A 14946-nucleotide genomic window follows, 5' to 3' on the forward strand; every position below is an offset into this window, starting at 1 on the left:
GCCTGCACGCGGTCATTTTTGCATTTCTGGCGGATCGCCGTGCTCGACAATCTGTTTCCAATCCACAATGACCGGAGCGTTTTCGACACTGGCGATCAGGTCGCCGTTTTCATCTGTGATACAAAATTCAGTGTACGGAAGCTCAGCGTACTGCCTAATTTCAATAACTTCACGGCCATCAACCTCCGTGCCGACTTCGAAAACCCGGTTCGGGATGCTCAGCACAGTAAGCTTATGAATGATCTGCATCAATCTGCCTCCTTCTGGCCGCTTCTTCCCGGGCCTTAATCCGTTCGATTTTTGCAGTCATTTCCCAATCCGGCTCAAAGCTCGTTCGGTTAAGGTAGACTGTCTTGACCGTCTCATTTTGAATGATGATGTCGCCCCGGATAAACGTATCCACGGGCCAAAACTCTTCCATTTGTACCCTTACGCTCAAAATTCCGTACCTGGCGATGTATTCACGACCAACGTCAACCGCTTCTATGCCGACAGCCGATCCAACAAGCATTTTGATAGCCTCTTTGGCACTGGCCTTCGACAATCTTGGTAATTTGGACATTACCGTCCTCCTTTCTATGTAAAATCAAGGTGGGCAAGGATTTTCACCTTGCATAATATGCCGTGCTCTTAGCGCCGTCCCGCATAGGGAATCGACCTTTATGGGGAATCAACGAGATAACTTCCTCCCCACTACATTCTAGCCAACGGATTTGGTATCCGTGGATGCCTCGTTTCAGAGTTGTTATTGCATACCTATTCCCTCTCCGCGAGACGTTAGCGTCTACCTATTCCGCCACCACCTTGGATGCGATCAGCCGCATCTTGGAGCACCGGAAGGAGGAGTACCCCGAAGGGCTCCGATGCTCCAAGACAGGGCCGAGGCCGCTGTCATAAGCGCCTATTCATCGGGCGCAATGATATAGTTGAGAATGAGCTGCCTGTCCGCTTCCGGGTAAAAGGGAAGGCCGGCGATCTCATTCTGGCACCGAAGGTAAAGATCTTCGCGTCTGCGCCAGAGTGCTTGAAACTCTTCCGACTTGGCCGACATTTCGCGTACAGCTTGGAGAAGGTCTTCGGTGTTTTGCTTTAGCTCTTCCCGGGTTTCGATGTACCGACGGGCATATGGTAGAGCGATTTCTGCTTTACTCATGCCGCCCCCTCCTTGCGCTTTTGGCGTTTGAAGGGTAAAATAGGCGTAATGAGTTGCTTTAACCGGCCACTCAACCGCGTCCGACCTAGCCGTCGGGCGTTTTTATTTTGTCGTTTTGCAGCTTTTAAATCAGCTTTATGAAGCATGATCATCATTTCCAACCATTTAATGATACGATCCAGTTTCTCCGGGTCCATTAGATCTGCCTGGCGTTTGATAAGCTTCAGATTGTGTTTAGCGTTCTTGGCTGTAAACCGTGCTTCCTCTTCGATATTCACACTCATGCGTGATTCCTCGCTTCTTTGAAGTTTTGATTGATGATATATTGCATCATTTGTGCCCCGCTTCCATCCAATATGTAAGCTGCAATGACGTCCTTTGATGCCGTGATGTTTCCCCATCTGGATATAAACGACATGGTCGGCTCTTGTCGGCCGTTCTCATACCTGCTTATCGTTGCCTGATCTACATTCAGCTCTTCAGCCATTTTTTCTTGTGTTATCCCAGCCCGCTCACGAAGGGCTTTCATCAACGCCCCGTACCCATCGTTCATTTTTAATCCTCCTTATATGAGAAATTCGCATATGCAGTATTCTCATGGTTAGGAGGCGGACCACCTAGTATAATGGAAATATCAGGAGGCCCCACACCTCCACACCACGTTTTTCCCCTTATCCCCTAGCCCGCCGTAGCAGGAACAGCTCGGCGGGTTTTCCTCACCTTTACATTGCTTCACGCCGCCGTTTCCATTCGTCACCAGCATGCTTGTCCACCCACTCACTGTTGTCCTCAGCCCATTTGACCAACAGGCTCGTTATTACCCGTGGGTGGCCGAATTCCCAAGTCACCGGGAATCCCTTCCGCTTGAACAGCTCATTCGCCTTTGCCGACCCGATTCCCATGAAGTCCATGAATTCTTGCCGGCGCATGAACGGCGGTAAGTCGTTCGTTTTTATGCCCGCTACCCCTTCTTCGACAGCGCTTCGGATCAGCGCCTTAAGGTCATCCTCTTCAATCAGAACGACTGCCATTTATCCAACCTCCCTATTTTGTAACTTTTTGTTACCATTAGTTTCAAAAAAAAGAGTCCAATCGAAATTGAGAAACTCAGCAATCTTCTTTGCAATTTCGACGCTTGGATTTCTCAGTCCTGCTTCAATCATTCCGTAGTACTGACTTGTTATACCTGCAAAATCAGCGACTTCATACTTCGGTTTATTAGATTCTTCCCTAATCTCCGTTAGCCATTTTCTTCCCACTTTTACCACCACCTTGTAACTTTTTGTTACTTCATAATTCTATTATACGTAACTTTATGTTACTGTCAAGCATTATTTGAAACTGTTTGTTACATGAATGTTTAGAAACTATTAGTTACGGTATACTGTGATGAGAGGTGATATTTTGTGCTCTTTAGAAGGGATAAATTAAGAAAACTTAGAGAAGAAAAAAAATTCACGCAAGAGTACATGGCAAATAAACTTGGAATTACAAGGGTAGGTTATGGGTACTATGAATCAGGAAAACGAGGAGTAGATCTAGATACAGTAAATAAGCTAGGACAAATTCTAGATGTTCATCCTAGTTATTTTCTTGATCTTGATGATGTCCAAAACCTTGACGACAAAACTAAATCAATAATTGATTTAGTAAAATCGACGGCAGAAAAATGGAATATGTCACCGACTGATCCTAAGTTCCAAGAAATATTTTCTAAGGTTATTGATGCAGTCACTATCGCACGACGAAATGATTCTGAATAAATCTTGTTCTATTTCTTTGTAATTATCATGTTCATTGATTTCTCTATCTTTACTCATAAGAAAGCACCATCCATTATTATGAAGAATATTATTCATATTATCATACGAACTACTGTTCGTAAATGTTCCAAAAAAATAGATACAAGGTGGCAGTGCAATGGATTATGTTCCTGTGCGCTGTCGCATCCCAGAATTACTTGAACGGATCGGAAAAAGTCAACAATGGTTGGCTGATCAGTCCGAGATGAGCAAGCAACATTTATCAGACATCATTCGCATGCGATATGAGGATATGTCATACAAACGAGCTGGACGGCTTGCCTATCATCTAAGATGCCAAATTGACGATCTGCATGAGTGGGGATGGCGATAGCCGAGTAGCGTATGCTACTCACGGGATATAGTCATGGGCTGCACGTACAAAATAGTTCTAACGGTCTTCACATTTATCACCTACTTACTTGTAATACCTACAAATATACCAGATATACACAAATAATGGTGTCGAAATATGGCATAAAAAAGTACCCCTCAAACTCCATTTGAAGGGTTGACAATTACATCTGCTTCCTTACATCAACGTGCGTTCCATCAATAAAGGTGATAACCGATCCGTTGTTTTCGGATGGCTTTACCTCTTTGATTTTAGTTGTGTTGACTACTACAGACCTACCAATGTTTTCATATCCGTATTTTTCAAATGCCTTGCCAACGTCAGCTAAAGTAGCTAAGGCCAGATATGATCCATTAGAAGTGTAGAATGCCAACACCTTGCCTGAGTTCTTTGTCTTTTGCCAGAGGTCGATGTAATTAACGTCTTTCACCAGGTCCAACATAACAAAATCACTGTCGTCTCCGGTTCGTCCAAACATCTTTACAGCCAGTATTTTCATGTTGTCTCCTACCCGGGGCTGGGTAAGTAAAATTTTACGATAAGAATGATTGGATATCACTGCATAATTATTTACAAGGATTTAATGGGAATCGTGGGAGTTCCGGACACTGCTAACAAAGTTATGAACAGATAAACTTGGTATTACGCTCTGTCAAACGTCACATTTATTGATAAATAACATAGGTAAAAATCTTCATCTCAATAAGGAGTGAAACATCATGGCCGAACCCAAAAAAATACCAGCCAAGAACAAGCAGGGATACAAATGGCGCGTTGTATTAGAGGGTCCGCCCGATCCCATCACCGGAGAGCGTCGGCAGATCCCGAGGGTGAGGGATACCAAATCTGAGGCGATGAGAGCAGCTCAGGAAGAGTATGATCGGCTTGCCGGGGGTGTGGATAAGAAGAAGGCGAAGAAGACGACGTTTGCGGAAGCCTGTCCTTTATTTCTCGAAGCGTATAAAAGACGAAAAAACAAAGAAGGAACCATTCTTATTCAGGAAAAGGGTATTAAATTGCTTTCCGGTTTCCTGGGTGATTCACTTATCCACAAAATCACACAAAAGCAATATCAACATGTACTGGATCATATGCATACGGTCGGGTATAAAATCAAGGATAAGGCTAACGAAGGGAAATACATTTACAAGCCATACGCCACAGGCACGATTCGAAATATCCATGTCTTAGCGGGTATGATATTTGCGTGGGCGATGAAGGAAGGGTATCGTACCGACAACCCAACTAAAGATGTTGATATCCCTGAGAAAGTGCTGACTGTCGAAGATATAGAAGAAGGAGACATTGAAGAAAAATATTTAGAGCAGCATGAGCTTGAAGAGTTTTTACGAGCTTCTATAGAACATGGATTAGAGAACGACTCCGAAATGTTTTATCTTATGGCTTTTTCTGGAGCGAGACCTGGAGAGACCTGCGCACTAAGGTGGCCAGACTTTTTTTGGGAAATTGCAGAGATACGAATCACAAAAACATTGTATAATCCTGATAACAACATGTACAAGTACGAGCTTACCCCACCAAAGAGCAAGGGCTCTATACGGAAGATCAGCATAGATGAGGCTGTTATGGACAAGTTAGCTGCACTCAAGGTAAGTCAGGATAAAATTCACGAGAAATACAAAAAGCATCACGACGACTATCACGATAAGCAATTTGTGTTCTGTCGGCCCAATGGCCGGCCTTATTCGGTTGGAAACATGGATGATCGCTTTGCACGTTTGTTAAAGTTTACAAATATCAAAAAACATGCTACACCACATATCCTCAGACACACTCATATTAGTATGCTTACAGAAGCGGGAATGCCACTGACAAACATCATGAAGCGCGTGGGTCACGAAGATTCAAAGACTACCCTAAAAATCTATACTCACGTCACAAACAAAATGAAAAGAGATGATGCCGATCGAATTAGAATGCACTTCGGCAACCTGCTAAATTTGGATAAATCGCCGGAAATGTGATTTTTACGTGATTTATCGAAATTCAGAGACCGAAAAACCCCTTGATAACACTGGATTTTCAACGTTTTTAAACTCAATCACCATATTTGTCTAGCATATGTGAAATGTCACATTACCGTTATTCCCCAAATTTAAAAGTTCTATCAGGCGAAAGCTTCAAATTTCAAAAACAATCGCTTAAAGATTTATACGGAATTGGCTTCAACACTAAAATAAACGATCGACAAATGTGGCACCAGGCAATAATCGTCCGCACAGCTGGGGCAAGAGAATCGAAGTGACTTTTGTCAGGGTAATATCTGTCCGTATTATGTTCAACCTGGCGCGTCAAGCCATGTTCGCTTGAAACGGCTACTCTGGCTGGCAAAACAGCCAATGTGCAGTTTTTTCTATAAGAAAACGTCGACCAACAGAAAAATCCTGCCATTACGCAGGAATTTCAGGCTGTCCGGACTAAATGTAACGTTGAGCGTGCCCAAAAACTGTATGTTCGCAGGCGTGCTCCCCCATGGCTAACTCATATGGACAAAAAGATGCACCATTTCAGGTTTTCCGTCTTATCTGCCCCTTTCGTATTACTAAGGTTCTGATCATCTTTACAACTTGCTTGGGACTTGAGTATACTTAAAGAAAGCGCATTATATGTCAATGACTTAACTCATACCCCGCAATCAAAATGATTGGCCATTTCTGCGAGGAGGTCAAACTATGGATGTCAATGTGCGGAAACACGACCCTCGGGAGCATGTAAATGAAGAGCCCCGCAATGATCTTGGCGATTTGATGAACGGCTTTTTCGGAATGACTACATTTATGGCGGTTGTATTTTTCGGCATGGTCATCATCAAGTTCCTAATATCGAAGTAAAAACAGCAGTCCCGGACTACCGGGCCTGCTGTTTCTTGTTGTCCTCACAAACGTAGAGCGCATCCCGCTAGGGACAGCGGGCATACGCTCGCTTAATGCGCAATCCGCCATCCCCCACAAACGTAGAGCGCATCCCGCCAGGGACAGCGGGCACACCCTTCGCTTGATGCGCAATCCGCCGCCCCCTCTAACGTAGAGCGCATCCCGCCAGGGACAGCGGGCATACGCTCGCTTGATGCGCAATCCGCCGCCTCTCGCATGAAAGGTCCTTCGGCCGCCGCCCAGCAGGGCGGGAGCTGAATAGGGACCGCTCTACGCACGACTGCAACTTTCTACCGCCGACACCGCTCTCTCGCAAAAATTGCGGGTGTCCAGAGGGCGCAGCCCTTGGGGTCCTCCCCAATGGGGAGGATTTAGGAGGGGTATCCCACTGATTTAGGTGGGGCCGCCCCGCTGATTCTCCCCCACCAGCTGCACCACATCCACATACGGCGAAATCCGGTTCATCAGCCGCTGGCCTTTATAGACTTCCTCGCCGTCCTTACTGGTAAAGCTCAGATGCTTCTCCAGCCCGTCCAGCGGATAGTTCGACGTATAGAATGTCGGCTTGCGGTTCATCCGGTAATTGAGTATCGGTCCGAGCACATGGTCGCGCGCCCAGGGGTTCAAATTCTCCGCCCCAATATCGTCAAAAATAAGCAGATCGCAGTCCTTCATCGTATCGACGGTTTCCTTCAACTTTTGGCCATCCGTCATAATCGCTTTCAGTTCCTCGATAAAATCAGGCATATATACGATAACTCCGCTGTACCCCGCGATCGCCAGCTCATGCAGCAAATAGCACATCAGGAACGTCTTTCCAGTGCCGAAGGATCCGTATAGGTACAGCCCGCGTGCAGACAGCCCTGTTTCTTTTGTGCTCTTGATATATTGGAACAGCCGGCTCACCGCCGGAGCGCGCCGGGGGTCCTTGCCCATAATCTCAATCTCGTCGTAGCCTTCGCTCAGCACGCGCTCATCGACGTAGAAACTGCGAATCCGTTTGCGAATCCGCTCCTGATTGTCTTTGGCAGTCTGCAGCGCACAGGCCGTCTTGCGTTCATACAAATCAGAGACCCCGCCGACGCTCTCCACCGTTAGCTTGCTGTAATGCCCCTGGAAATCATTGGGGCACTGCTCAAGACCGGGACAGTTCGCACAGTTGCGGGCTTCTTCCACATATTGATACAGCCGGCTTAAATGAAGCCTGAGCCTGGATTCTTCCAATTCGGGATGGTCGCTACGAAGCCGAAGCACGAGCGGATGGTTCAGCAGTTCATGCTCTAAATCCCTCGAACGCAGACGCAGAGCGGGATTATTCATCGAACGAAGCACTTCGCCCATCGACTCCACTTTAACACCTCACTTTCCTTACGGCGATTCCGCCGCTCCTTTTTTCTTGCTGGCCTTGATATCGGCCGCCATCTGCATCATCGCCGCAAATTCTTCGTCACTCACGGCTCCTGACTGTCCGTCATCCACCGCAATCTGGATTTCGGGTTTGCCGGAAGTCCCGCCCTTTTTGGCATAGGAACGGGAACGCGTCCCCGGCGCGCCAGATGCCCCTTTTCCTTTTACCTTGGATTGATCCCTTATGTAGCGTACCGCCTTCTCATAGCTGTTAACCTGTTTAACCAGCATATTGGAAGCAATGGCCTCCACGAAATTGCGGTTAATTCGCTGTTCTCCCCCTGACGCAACCATCGTCATCAGGTAGTGGATCAGCAAGTTGATCACTTCGCCGGGAAGCTTGTAATTCAAATCGATCTTCTCGAAAATATCCATTAGCTGCCCCGGTACCGCGCCCGGAAAAAAAGTCTGAAGCAGCCGGGTATACGGCTCGTTGCGCAGCATCATATTATATTGGTGAATATCGCATTTGGTCAGAAATTGCGGAGGAACCTCCACATAATATTCCATTTCAACAGGCTGCTCCTCGGGTATGATCGCTCCATCCCCCTGCTCCGCAGCTCTAATCGCCACGACCTTGGCGGCCGCTACTTCCCTTTGCTCCTGCCGCTTCATACTTTGCCTGAAATGCTGGTTGGCCCGGTGTTGAAGCTCGTCAAGCACAAGCTCGCCGTCCGGAGAAAAAATACCGTCCTCATCAAGCAGCCGGCACATATCCTGCGCACCGAGCTTATATTTATGGGCCACATAATTGATGACGCCCATCTGCTCAAAATCAAAACGCAGCTTCTCGACATGCGCCCGGTTGACCGACTCCCGCGGAAAGCGCAGAATAATATCGCTGTACCCGATGGCAAGCTTGTTATCGGGGCCTTTCACAGGCTGGCGGACAGCGGCTACCTCGGTCAGCGCCTGCTCCAGCTCATAGTCGATGACATGCGTATTCAGCTCAAAAATATCATAGAACGGCCGTGAAATATTTTCCTTGCCTACGTCGCCCCGGCTCCATTCATCCGGCTCCCGGGTCCAGAACTGCTCTCTAAGCGACAATACGGCGAATTTACCAACCTTGTCGCGCAGCAGCAGCGTTAAATGCTGGGTGGCAAAAAAGTCGGATGGAGACAGCGGCGGCAGCATTTCGTACTCGTACATGTAGTCGTCAGATTCCGGTATAAAGATGCGGCTGGTTTGCAACAGACCGACCGCCTCGAGCCGGGAAGCCTGTTCAATCAGCGATCTGCGGCCCTTCTCATTCGGCTCTATGCCCAGCGTCAGAAACAGGCGGCGCTGCGGCTCCGCAGCCGAGTAGCCGATATTCTCCGCAGGAACATGCGAGAAGAGCAGACGGTACAAGCTGATGGCAAAAGCGCCGACCATAGGCTGGTAGATCGAATTCAGCATACGCTCGTCAACGGGACTTAGACCGAATTCGCGGGAAACACAGTACCGATGATGTTCGGTGAAATGATGTAGATGACTGATATGCATCTTCGGATACCTCCTCCTTTTCGCGAATTCAAGACGGTTTCTCTTTCAAGTAGAGTTCTATTCTATCATAAATCGACTGTCTATAAATGTTGAAAAAAGCCCAAAACAGACGCTTTCTCCCGCCCGTTCGCATCCGGTCCTCGTCATCCTGACACATGCGGATTTTTTAGAAAAAAAGATGAAAATCCAAACTAAAACGGCCGCTCCCGCACAATACGGGAAAGCGGCCGCTATCGCTTTCTCTTCATACCTGATTCGTCAGAACATTTTATATCCGCCCAGCCGCAGACGCCGGATCGTCCAGCCGCTAAGCACCGCTCCGGCCAGGCCGGCGGCGCCGGTCAAATAGTCCACCGGATGAAAGGAAGACAGATGCTCCCAGAGCGTCACGGAAGAACGGTCCCAGATGGAATACACCACTACCGGCAAAATGACGAGCACGAACAAATAAGCGGGAAACCATGTCGTTTTCATTAACATATTGAGGATAAAGCCGATACCGAACATCATTACAAAGAACAGAACGGCGAGCACAAACACAGGAATAAATCCCATCCGACTCACTTCCCCTCTCAATAAAGAAACGCACAAAAAGTATCAACCCGTAGCCAGTTTACTAGAAAAAAGGTGACGAAGCAATGAATTTCCTTGACTATGGCCTTCGGCAGTGTTTGCTCTTCACCGCAAGCTTGCGCTACAATGCTTAGAAGGACAACCATTGGAGGAGTGATCACATGAGTGAAGCCGCTTTGACGCTGGAAGGATGGTATGCTCTCCATGACTTCCGCTCTCTGAACTGGACTGCCTGGACGGCGGCCGATGACGAGGAACGCGCTGTGGCTCTAGATGAACTGAATGCCTTTATAGAAGAATGGGCCGGTGTCGAAGAAGCGAAGCTCGGCAGTTCCGCCTGGTATTCGATCGTGGGACAGAAGGCCGATTTCGTAATGATGCACCTGCGTGAAAGCCTGGAGGACCTGAATAAGCTCGAAGCCGCCTTCAACAAGACCGCTTTTGCCCACTTTACAACCAAAGCTTACTCCTATGTCAGCATTGTGGAGCTGAGCAATTATAACTCCAGCGGAGAAAGCGGGGAAGACCCGATGCAGAATCCGCATATCGCCGCCCGCCTAAAGCCGGTTCTGCCGAAAGCCCGGCATATCTGCTTCTATCCGATGAACAAGAAGCGGGAGCTGGCCGACAACTGGTATATGCTCGATATGGCCAAGCGCAAGGAGCTGATGTACTCGCACGGGCTGATCGGGCGCGGTTACGCCGGCAAGGTTAAGCAGATCATTACCGGCTCCGTCGGATTCGACGACTGGGAATGGGGCGTAACCCTGTTCGCCGAGGATGCGCTGCAATTCAAGAAGCTCGTCTACGAGATGAGGTTTGACGAGGTCAGCGCCCGCTACGGCGAATTCGGCTCGTTCTATGTCGGCAACCTGCTGACTTCCGAATCTTTTGAGGAAATGCTGAAAGTGTAAAAAAAGGGTGTGCCTCGCAGCGTATCAACGCAGGGCACACCCTTTGCCGTATCCTTTATTCTTCCGAAGACTCCCCATCGTCTTCCCCGTCCCGCAGGCTCTTTAGGTAATCCGCAGTCGCACGGTCACGGTCACGGCTCTTCTCCTTCAGCCGCTTAATCGCAGGCAGAATGAGCAGGTCGACTTCTTTCTGGATGGTATAGGCCAGATCATGTCTGCTTTGATCCTCCAGATAGGAGCCGACCTCCATCAGGCCGTTATAACGGTCCAGTTCGTCCCGGGTCAGCAGCCCCCGCACTTGCACGCTGCAGTGCCGCATTTTACAGGAACTTGCCTTTCTTCAGAACGAGCGGAATGCCGCCGATAATAAAGAGATAGCGCATGTCCACTACTTTTTTGAGCTGAGCGGCTACAAAGCCCTTCAATTTCTTGTCGCCGACTACCGCGATTCCCTCGCCCCTGCCAAGTGAAGCCACCGTTCCTTTATTGCTGAATACGAATTTCTTCGGCTGCTGATTCCGGATTGCCGCCACCAGATTATGGGCGCAGCATTCGCCCTGCTGCATGGCGATTTGCGCCGTCGGAGGGTAAGGACGGCCCTCAGGTCCGATCATAAGGGAACCGTCTCCGATGATGAAGATATTGTCATGACCCGGAGCGTGCAGGAACTCGTCCACTTTGACGCGGCCGCGCATCGCTTCAAAGCCTGCTGCTTCGATCAGACGATTGCCGCGGATGCCCCCCGTCCAGACGATTGTCGATGCCTTGATTTCTTCGCCCGTCGCGAGCAGAACGCCATTTGGCATGCATTCCTTGATGGCCACACCGATTTTGAAGGTTACACCTTTTTTGGTAAGCACATTCATGGCATACTCGACAAGCTCGGGAGCAAAGCCCGGCAGAGCCGTTGGAGCGGCCTCCACATTGTAAATGTTGACGAGGCTAGGGTCCACGTCGTATTCCTTGCATAGCTCCGGAATCCGGTCCGCCAGCTCGGCCACAAATTCAATGCCGCTGAAGCCGGCGCCGCCGACAACGAAATTGATATGCTCCTGCAGATTGTTCTCGTTCTTATACTTGGCAAACTGGTATTCGATATGCTCTCGGATCAGACGAACGGAGTTAATGCTGCGGATCGTCAAGGCATACTTGTCGAGTCCCGGAATGCCGAACGTCTCCGGCTCCCCGCCGAGCGCAATAACGAGATAATCGTAGGACAGCGTGCCGTCCTCCAGAATGACCTTTTTCTGCTGGGTGCGAATTTCCTGCACCGACGACTTGACCAGGTCGATCTTGAATTCATCGATCAGCTTGGAAATGGCTATGCGCGAATGGTCGATGCTGTCCGTTCCTGCGGCAGGCATATGCAGATGCGTAGTGAAGTAGTGATACTCATGGCGATTGACAAGCGTAACATCCGCCTCGTTGTAATTTAAGGCCTTTTGCAGACGTTGTGCGGTTAAAATCCCTCCATATCCCGCGCCTAGAATAACGATTTTAGGAATACTGTTCATTTTCCGGCTCCTTCCAACAGGCGAATCTGATTTTCTGATTTAAAGTGTCTGGATAAATCATGTTTTTGTGAATTTATACACATGAGATTGGAATAAATTCCAGTAAAACTTAAAATAAATCGAAAATAATCATATACATTGTAATCCTTACCCAGTATTTAAGCAAATAGTAATTATTATGACGATTTCTGGCTCATGCTCCTCCAAATTGTTTAAAGCTGACACTTTGCAGAGAGGTTCCGCAATGTTTATAATGGGGAAGTATGGCATTTTGAATATATCAACTTGGAGGTGTAAGATCCTGTGACTTCCCAGCAACTCGGCGCTCCTATGAGCGACCTTCTCGTCATTGGCGGAGGTCCGGCAGGCATGTTCGCCGCTTTCTACGGCGGAATGCGCCAGGCATCCGTAACTTTGATCGAGAGCATGCCCCAACTGGGCGGACAGCTTGCTGCTCTTTATCCCGAAAAATACATCTATGATGTGGCAGGGTTCCCAAAAATTACGGCACAAGAACTCGTAGATAATCTTTCCCGGCAAATGGCTCTGTTCCAGAGCGATATCCGCCTGGAGGAGAAAGTGATGTCCGTTGAAAAACGGGGCGAACGCCATTTCGTCGTTACGACCGATAAAGCGGAATATCACGCCAAAGCCATTATCATTACGGCAGGCGTCGGCGCCTTTGAACCGCGGCGTATGGAACTTCCCGGAGCTGAGCGCTTCGAAAAAGCCAACCTGCACTATTTTGTAAGCGATTTGAATGCATTTAAAGATAAAAAAGTGCTGATCTCCGGCGGCGGCGACTCCGCGGTGGACTGGGCGCTTATGCTTGAACCTGTCGCCGCTGAGGTCACTTTGATCCACCGCCGCGACAAGTTCCGCGCCCACGAGCATAGCGTGGAGAAGCTGATGAGTTCAAAGGTAAGAGTTATTACCCCTACCGAGATTTCAGCGCTGCACGGTGATGAATTTATTAACAAGGTGACGCTCTCCAATGTCAAGACCAAGGAGACTCAGGACATTGAAGTGGACAGTGTAATCGTTAACTTCGGCTTCTTCTCATCGCTCGGCCCGATCTCTGATTGGGGCCTCCAAATCGAAGGCAGCTCGCTTGTCGTCGATTCCCGCATGGAGACCAGTATCCCCGGTATTTTTGCCGCCGGCGATATTACCACCTACCCTGGCAAGCTGAAGCTAATCGCCGTAGGGTTTGGAGAGGCGCCGACCGCTGTCAATAATGCCAAGATCTACATTGATCCCGAAGCGAAGCTGTCTCCGGGCCATAGCAGCAGTCTGAAGCTGGAGCATCAACCGTCTTAATATTATTTGTTCTCAGGGTCCCCGCATAGCTCCTGAGAAGGTTTTTGAGCCAAAGCTGCATATTACTTTAAATAAAAAGGGTATCCTGACGGGTTGAAGTCAATCACAGCTCGTAAGGATACCCTATTTAAATTCTAGTAGCGGTTTAGTTTTATGTAGGGCTTCATAGATCATTCTGAAGTCATTATTGAAGTACCGCATGCTCTGGAGAGTGTAAGTTCCGTTTAAGAATTTCAACTAGCAGCAGAGCGATAAAATCATGCTCCAGTTGAAGTTCTATGGCTTTGTGATATGAGTCTAACAACATCTCATCCGACAATTCAACCACAACGTTCACCTACCTTTCCTTTATTTGGTTCTTCTCTATCATAGCAAACTATCAATTTTCGAACAAGTGTTCTTAATATCCACAGCCTAATGTGGAAATCCTGTGCATAATATGTGAGTAAAGGTAATAAATGCTGGGAAATTGCGGTGGACAGTGGGGATAAGAGTTATACACAGGATTCGCCTTTGGTAGTATAATAAAAAAATTTCATTTTTGCTATAGCTATTATTAAAAATCGTTCTCTTTTCCCTATTCGGAAAGAACTATTGCGGTCTTGTGTTCACTTCCAGAATCCAGATTCTCCCCGAGCGGTCTACTGCATAATCGAAGCCGAGTTCGCCAATTCCCGGAAAATGGCTCTCCAGCACTCCAATGCAGGTTAGGGTGAGATTACGCATCTCCTTTCTTTTGGCGGATATCTTGATCCGCGGAAGGGATCTTCTCAGTCCTTCCCGGCAGGTCAGCATAGTGCCTCCCTTGCACAGATTGGTCACGAACAGTCCGGGTCTGGCCAAGCGGCCAACCATGGAACGAAACTCCCAATGCTCCCCGTTCTTCACAACCTTGACCCGATAATCGATAGGACGTCCGGCTATGCTGGCAAGCGATATGCCCTGCTGGATCAAATATCTGCGTTTAACCTTGGCTCTATTCAGCGCCCCTGCCATGCTTGAATAGTCCCGGTATATTCTGGTTCTGTCCATATAGGTAAAACCATACCCCCTGCCGTCCCGGAACACCTTGATGACGCCGTAGCCCCCGCCGCCGACAATCGGCTTGATCACCACATTGCCGTACCGTTGAAGCATGGATTTCAGGGCGGCGTTGCTATAGGGCGCCGTTCTCGGTACATAACCGGAAATCCGGCTGTCGCTGAGCAGCGCTTCGGTCTTCCGCCATTTGCTGGCAAGTTGTCTCCCCGCCATTTGCTCCTCTCTCCTTTCTCAAAGCCTGCTATACTGTACTCAAATGCCGATTTGACCTCTTGTATGATTGTCCTTAGCTGAAGGCAGCTGTGTAAAAAGGGGCGGCTATGCCGCGGCGGATGCCACGGGGACCGGGAGAACAGCCTGCGAAATTCGACAGCATCCGAGCCACTGGCATCTGCCGGAGAAAAGGCGGGAAAGATGTCGCCTTAGCCGCCGCTGTAATACGACATATTTCTGTATAGGGGAACGGCCAGCAGGGCGACAAAAAG

Annotated in this window: 21 protein-coding genes; 6 read left to right on the top strand and 15 right to left on the bottom strand. The window is 48.5% G+C overall.

The genetic code is table 11. The annotated features are described in order from the left end of the window. Window positions 1–12: 12 nt before the first annotated feature. From VK70_RS17490 to VK70_RS17520, 7 genes are all read right to left on the bottom strand, one after another. Entirely contained in the window at window positions 13–249 is a 237-nt protein-coding gene (locus tag VK70_RS17490) for a hypothetical protein (RefSeq protein WP_025698424.1), read from the bottom strand. Then, a complete protein-coding gene (locus VK70_RS17495) occupies window positions 233–562 on the bottom strand; it encodes a hypothetical protein (RefSeq protein WP_025698423.1) in 330 nt (109 codons plus the stop codon). Before VK70_RS17495 ends, VK70_RS17490 begins: the two co-directional genes overlap by 17 nt. Before the next feature lie 339 nt (window positions 563–901). After that, complete coding sequence (locus VK70_RS17500; RefSeq protein WP_025698422.1) at window positions 902–1153, bottom strand: hypothetical protein; 252 nt, start codon at window positions 1151–1153, stop codon at window positions 902–904. After that, window positions 1150–1437, bottom strand: a complete 288-nt coding sequence (locus VK70_RS17505) for a hypothetical protein (protein WP_025698420.1) — start codon at window positions 1435–1437, stop codon at window positions 1150–1152. The genes VK70_RS17500 and VK70_RS17505 overlap by 4 nt, the downstream gene beginning before the upstream one ends. Beyond that, window positions 1434–1706 carry a helix-turn-helix domain-containing protein gene (locus tag VK70_RS17510; RefSeq protein WP_025698418.1) on the bottom strand — a complete coding sequence of 91 codons (273 nt, stop codon included), beginning with the start codon at window positions 1704–1706 and terminating at the stop codon, window positions 1434–1436. Before VK70_RS17510 ends, VK70_RS17505 begins: the two co-directional genes overlap by 4 nt. Window positions 1707–1875: 169 nt before the next feature. Next, complete coding sequence (locus tag VK70_RS17515; RefSeq protein WP_025700294.1) at window positions 1876–2184, bottom strand: hypothetical protein; 309 nt, start codon at window positions 2182–2184, stop codon at window positions 1876–1878. After that, window positions 2185–2412: a helix-turn-helix domain-containing protein gene (locus tag VK70_RS17520; RefSeq protein WP_025700293.1), complete on the bottom strand. Its 228-nt coding sequence runs from the start codon at window positions 2410–2412 to the stop codon at window positions 2185–2187. 147 nt (window positions 2413–2559) lie between these two features. Here VK70_RS17520 and VK70_RS17525 point away from each other — a divergent pair, with 147 nt between their 5' ends. Next, a complete protein-coding gene (locus tag VK70_RS17525; RefSeq protein WP_025700292.1) occupies window positions 2560–2916 on the top strand; it encodes a helix-turn-helix domain-containing protein in 357 nt (118 codons plus the stop codon). A gap of 157 nt (window positions 2917–3073) precedes the next feature. Next, entirely contained in the window at window positions 3074–3289 is a 216-nt protein-coding gene (locus VK70_RS29565; RefSeq protein WP_411431680.1) for a helix-turn-helix domain-containing protein, read from the top strand. 184 nt (window positions 3290–3473) lie between these two features. Here VK70_RS29565 and VK70_RS17530 read toward each other — a convergent pair whose 3' ends face one another. After that, window positions 3474–3809: a LytTR family transcriptional regulator DNA-binding domain-containing protein gene (locus VK70_RS17530; protein WP_025700290.1), complete on the bottom strand. Its 336-nt coding sequence runs from the start codon at window positions 3807–3809 to the stop codon at window positions 3474–3476. Window positions 3810–4029: 220 nt separating this feature from the next. Between VK70_RS17530 and VK70_RS17535 the strand changes: the two genes are divergently transcribed. Together VK70_RS17535 and VK70_RS27975 are read left to right on the top strand one after the other, a co-directional pair. Beyond that, the gene (locus VK70_RS17535; protein ID WP_025700289.1) at window positions 4030–5295 is read left to right on the top strand and encodes a tyrosine-type recombinase/integrase; all 1266 of its coding nucleotides are present in this window, start codon (window positions 4030–4032) and stop codon (window positions 5293–5295) included. A gap of 708 nt (window positions 5296–6003) precedes the next feature. Next, window positions 6004–6162, top strand: a complete 159-nt coding sequence (locus VK70_RS27975; RefSeq protein ID WP_144415263.1) for a YqzM family protein — start codon at window positions 6004–6006, stop codon at window positions 6160–6162. Between the two features lie 435 nt (window positions 6163–6597). Here the strand turns inward: VK70_RS27975 and dnaI are convergent, their stop codons facing one another. From dnaI to VK70_RS17550, 3 genes are all read right to left on the bottom strand, one after another. Next, window positions 6598–7554, bottom strand: coding sequence for a primosomal protein DnaI (dnaI, locus tag VK70_RS17540; RefSeq protein ID WP_025700288.1), 957 nt, complete (start codon window positions 7552–7554; stop codon window positions 6598–6600). An 18-nt stretch (window positions 7555–7572) separates the two neighbouring features. Beyond that, window positions 7573–9099 carry a replication initiation and membrane attachment family protein gene (locus VK70_RS17545; RefSeq protein ID WP_046723586.1) on the bottom strand — a complete coding sequence of 509 codons (1527 nt, stop codon included), beginning with the start codon at window positions 9097–9099 and terminating at the stop codon, window positions 7573–7575. A 258-nt stretch (window positions 9100–9357) separates the two neighbouring features. Beyond that, window positions 9358–9654, bottom strand: a complete 297-nt coding sequence (locus VK70_RS17550; RefSeq protein WP_025698774.1) for a YuiB family protein — start codon at window positions 9652–9654, stop codon at window positions 9358–9360. Window positions 9655–9833: 179 nt separating this feature from the next. Here VK70_RS17550 and hemQ point away from each other — a divergent pair, with 179 nt between their 5' ends. Then, entirely contained in the window at window positions 9834–10586 is a 753-nt protein-coding gene (hemQ, locus tag VK70_RS17555) for a hydrogen peroxide-dependent heme synthase (protein ID WP_025698773.1), read from the top strand. Window positions 10587–10641: 55 nt separating this feature from the next. On the opposite strand, the gene VK70_RS17560 is transcribed toward hemQ, so the two are convergent. Together VK70_RS17560 and VK70_RS17565 are read right to left on the bottom strand one after the other, a co-directional pair. Beyond that, complete coding sequence (locus tag VK70_RS17560; RefSeq protein ID WP_025698771.1) at window positions 10642–10905, bottom strand: hypothetical protein; 264 nt, start codon at window positions 10903–10905, stop codon at window positions 10642–10644. Window position 10906: 1 nt separating this feature from the next. Then, complete coding sequence (locus VK70_RS17565; RefSeq protein WP_025698769.1) at window positions 10907–12100, bottom strand: NAD(P)/FAD-dependent oxidoreductase; 1194 nt, start codon at window positions 12098–12100, stop codon at window positions 10907–10909. Window positions 12101–12403: 303 nt separating this feature from the next. Between VK70_RS17565 and VK70_RS17570 the strand changes: the two genes are divergently transcribed. After that, a complete protein-coding gene (locus VK70_RS17570) occupies window positions 12404–13420 on the top strand; it encodes an NAD(P)/FAD-dependent oxidoreductase (RefSeq protein WP_025698767.1) in 1017 nt (338 codons plus the stop codon). A 184-nt stretch (window positions 13421–13604) separates the two neighbouring features. Here VK70_RS17570 and sda read toward each other — a convergent pair whose 3' ends face one another. Next, entirely contained in the window at window positions 13605–13748 is a 144-nt protein-coding gene (sda, locus tag VK70_RS17575; RefSeq protein ID WP_090834316.1) for a sporulation histidine kinase inhibitor Sda, read from the bottom strand. A gap of 263 nt (window positions 13749–14011) precedes the next feature. Next, the gene (locus VK70_RS17580; protein WP_025698765.1) at window positions 14012–14674 is read right to left on the bottom strand and encodes a YheC/YheD family protein; all 663 of its coding nucleotides are present in this window, start codon (window positions 14672–14674) and stop codon (window positions 14012–14014) included. Window positions 14675–14946: the final 272 nt, after the last annotated feature.

It is taken from the genome of Paenibacillus durus ATCC 35681 (assembly GCF_000993825.1).
Classification (GTDB): domain Bacteria; phylum Bacillota; class Bacilli; order Paenibacillales; family Paenibacillaceae; genus Paenibacillus_AQ; species Paenibacillus_AQ durus_B.

What these genes read in the sequence shown, in the direction of transcription:
- VK70_RS17560 (WP_025698771.1), bottom strand. Translation starts at nt 10,905, where the DNA reads ATGCGGCACTGCAGCGTGCAAGTGCGGGGGCTGCTGACCCGGGACGAA.
- VK70_RS17530 (WP_025700290.1), bottom strand. Translation starts at nt 3,809, where the DNA reads ATGAAAATACTGGCTGTAAAGATGTTTGGACGAACCGGAGACGACAGT.
- VK70_RS29565 (WP_411431680.1), top strand. Translation starts at nt 3,074, where the DNA reads ATGGATTATGTTCCTGTGCGCTGTCGCATCCCAGAATTACTTGAACGG.
- VK70_RS17515 (WP_025700294.1), bottom strand. Translation starts at nt 2,184, where the DNA reads ATGGCAGTCGTTCTGATTGAAGAGGATGACCTTAAGGCGCTGATCCGA.
- VK70_RS17510 (WP_025698418.1), bottom strand. Translation starts at nt 1,706, where the DNA reads ATGAACGATGGGTACGGGGCGTTGATGAAAGCCCTTCGTGAGCGGGCT.
- VK70_RS27975 (WP_144415263.1), top strand. Translation starts at nt 6,004, where the DNA reads ATGGATGTCAATGTGCGGAAACACGACCCTCGGGAGCATGTAAATGAA.
- VK70_RS17545 (WP_046723586.1), bottom strand. Translation starts at nt 9,099, where the DNA reads ATGCATATCAGTCATCTACATCATTTCACCGAACATCATCGGTACTGT.
- VK70_RS17490 (WP_025698424.1), bottom strand. Translation starts at nt 249, where the DNA reads ATGCAGATCATTCATAAGCTTACTGTGCTGAGCATCCCGAACCGGGTT.
- VK70_RS17535 (WP_025700289.1), top strand. Translation starts at nt 4,030, where the DNA reads ATGGCCGAACCCAAAAAAATACCAGCCAAGAACAAGCAGGGATACAAA.
- VK70_RS17565 (WP_025698769.1), bottom strand. Translation starts at nt 12,100, where the DNA reads ATGAACAGTATTCCTAAAATCGTTATTCTAGGCGCGGGATATGGAGGG.
- VK70_RS17580 (WP_025698765.1), bottom strand. Translation starts at nt 14,674, where the DNA reads ATGGCGGGGAGACAACTTGCCAGCAAATGGCGGAAGACCGAAGCGCTG.
- VK70_RS17495 (WP_025698423.1), bottom strand. Translation starts at nt 562, where the DNA reads ATGTCCAAATTACCAAGATTGTCGAAGGCCAGTGCCAAAGAGGCTATC.
- VK70_RS17500 (WP_025698422.1), bottom strand. Translation starts at nt 1,153, where the DNA reads ATGAGTAAAGCAGAAATCGCTCTACCATATGCCCGTCGGTACATCGAA.
- VK70_RS17505 (WP_025698420.1), bottom strand. Translation starts at nt 1,437, where the DNA reads ATGAGTGTGAATATCGAAGAGGAAGCACGGTTTACAGCCAAGAACGCT.
- hemQ (WP_025698773.1), top strand. Translation starts at nt 9,834, where the DNA reads ATGAGTGAAGCCGCTTTGACGCTGGAAGGATGGTATGCTCTCCATGAC.
- VK70_RS17550 (WP_025698774.1), bottom strand. Translation starts at nt 9,654, where the DNA reads ATGGGATTTATTCCTGTGTTTGTGCTCGCCGTTCTGTTCTTTGTAATG.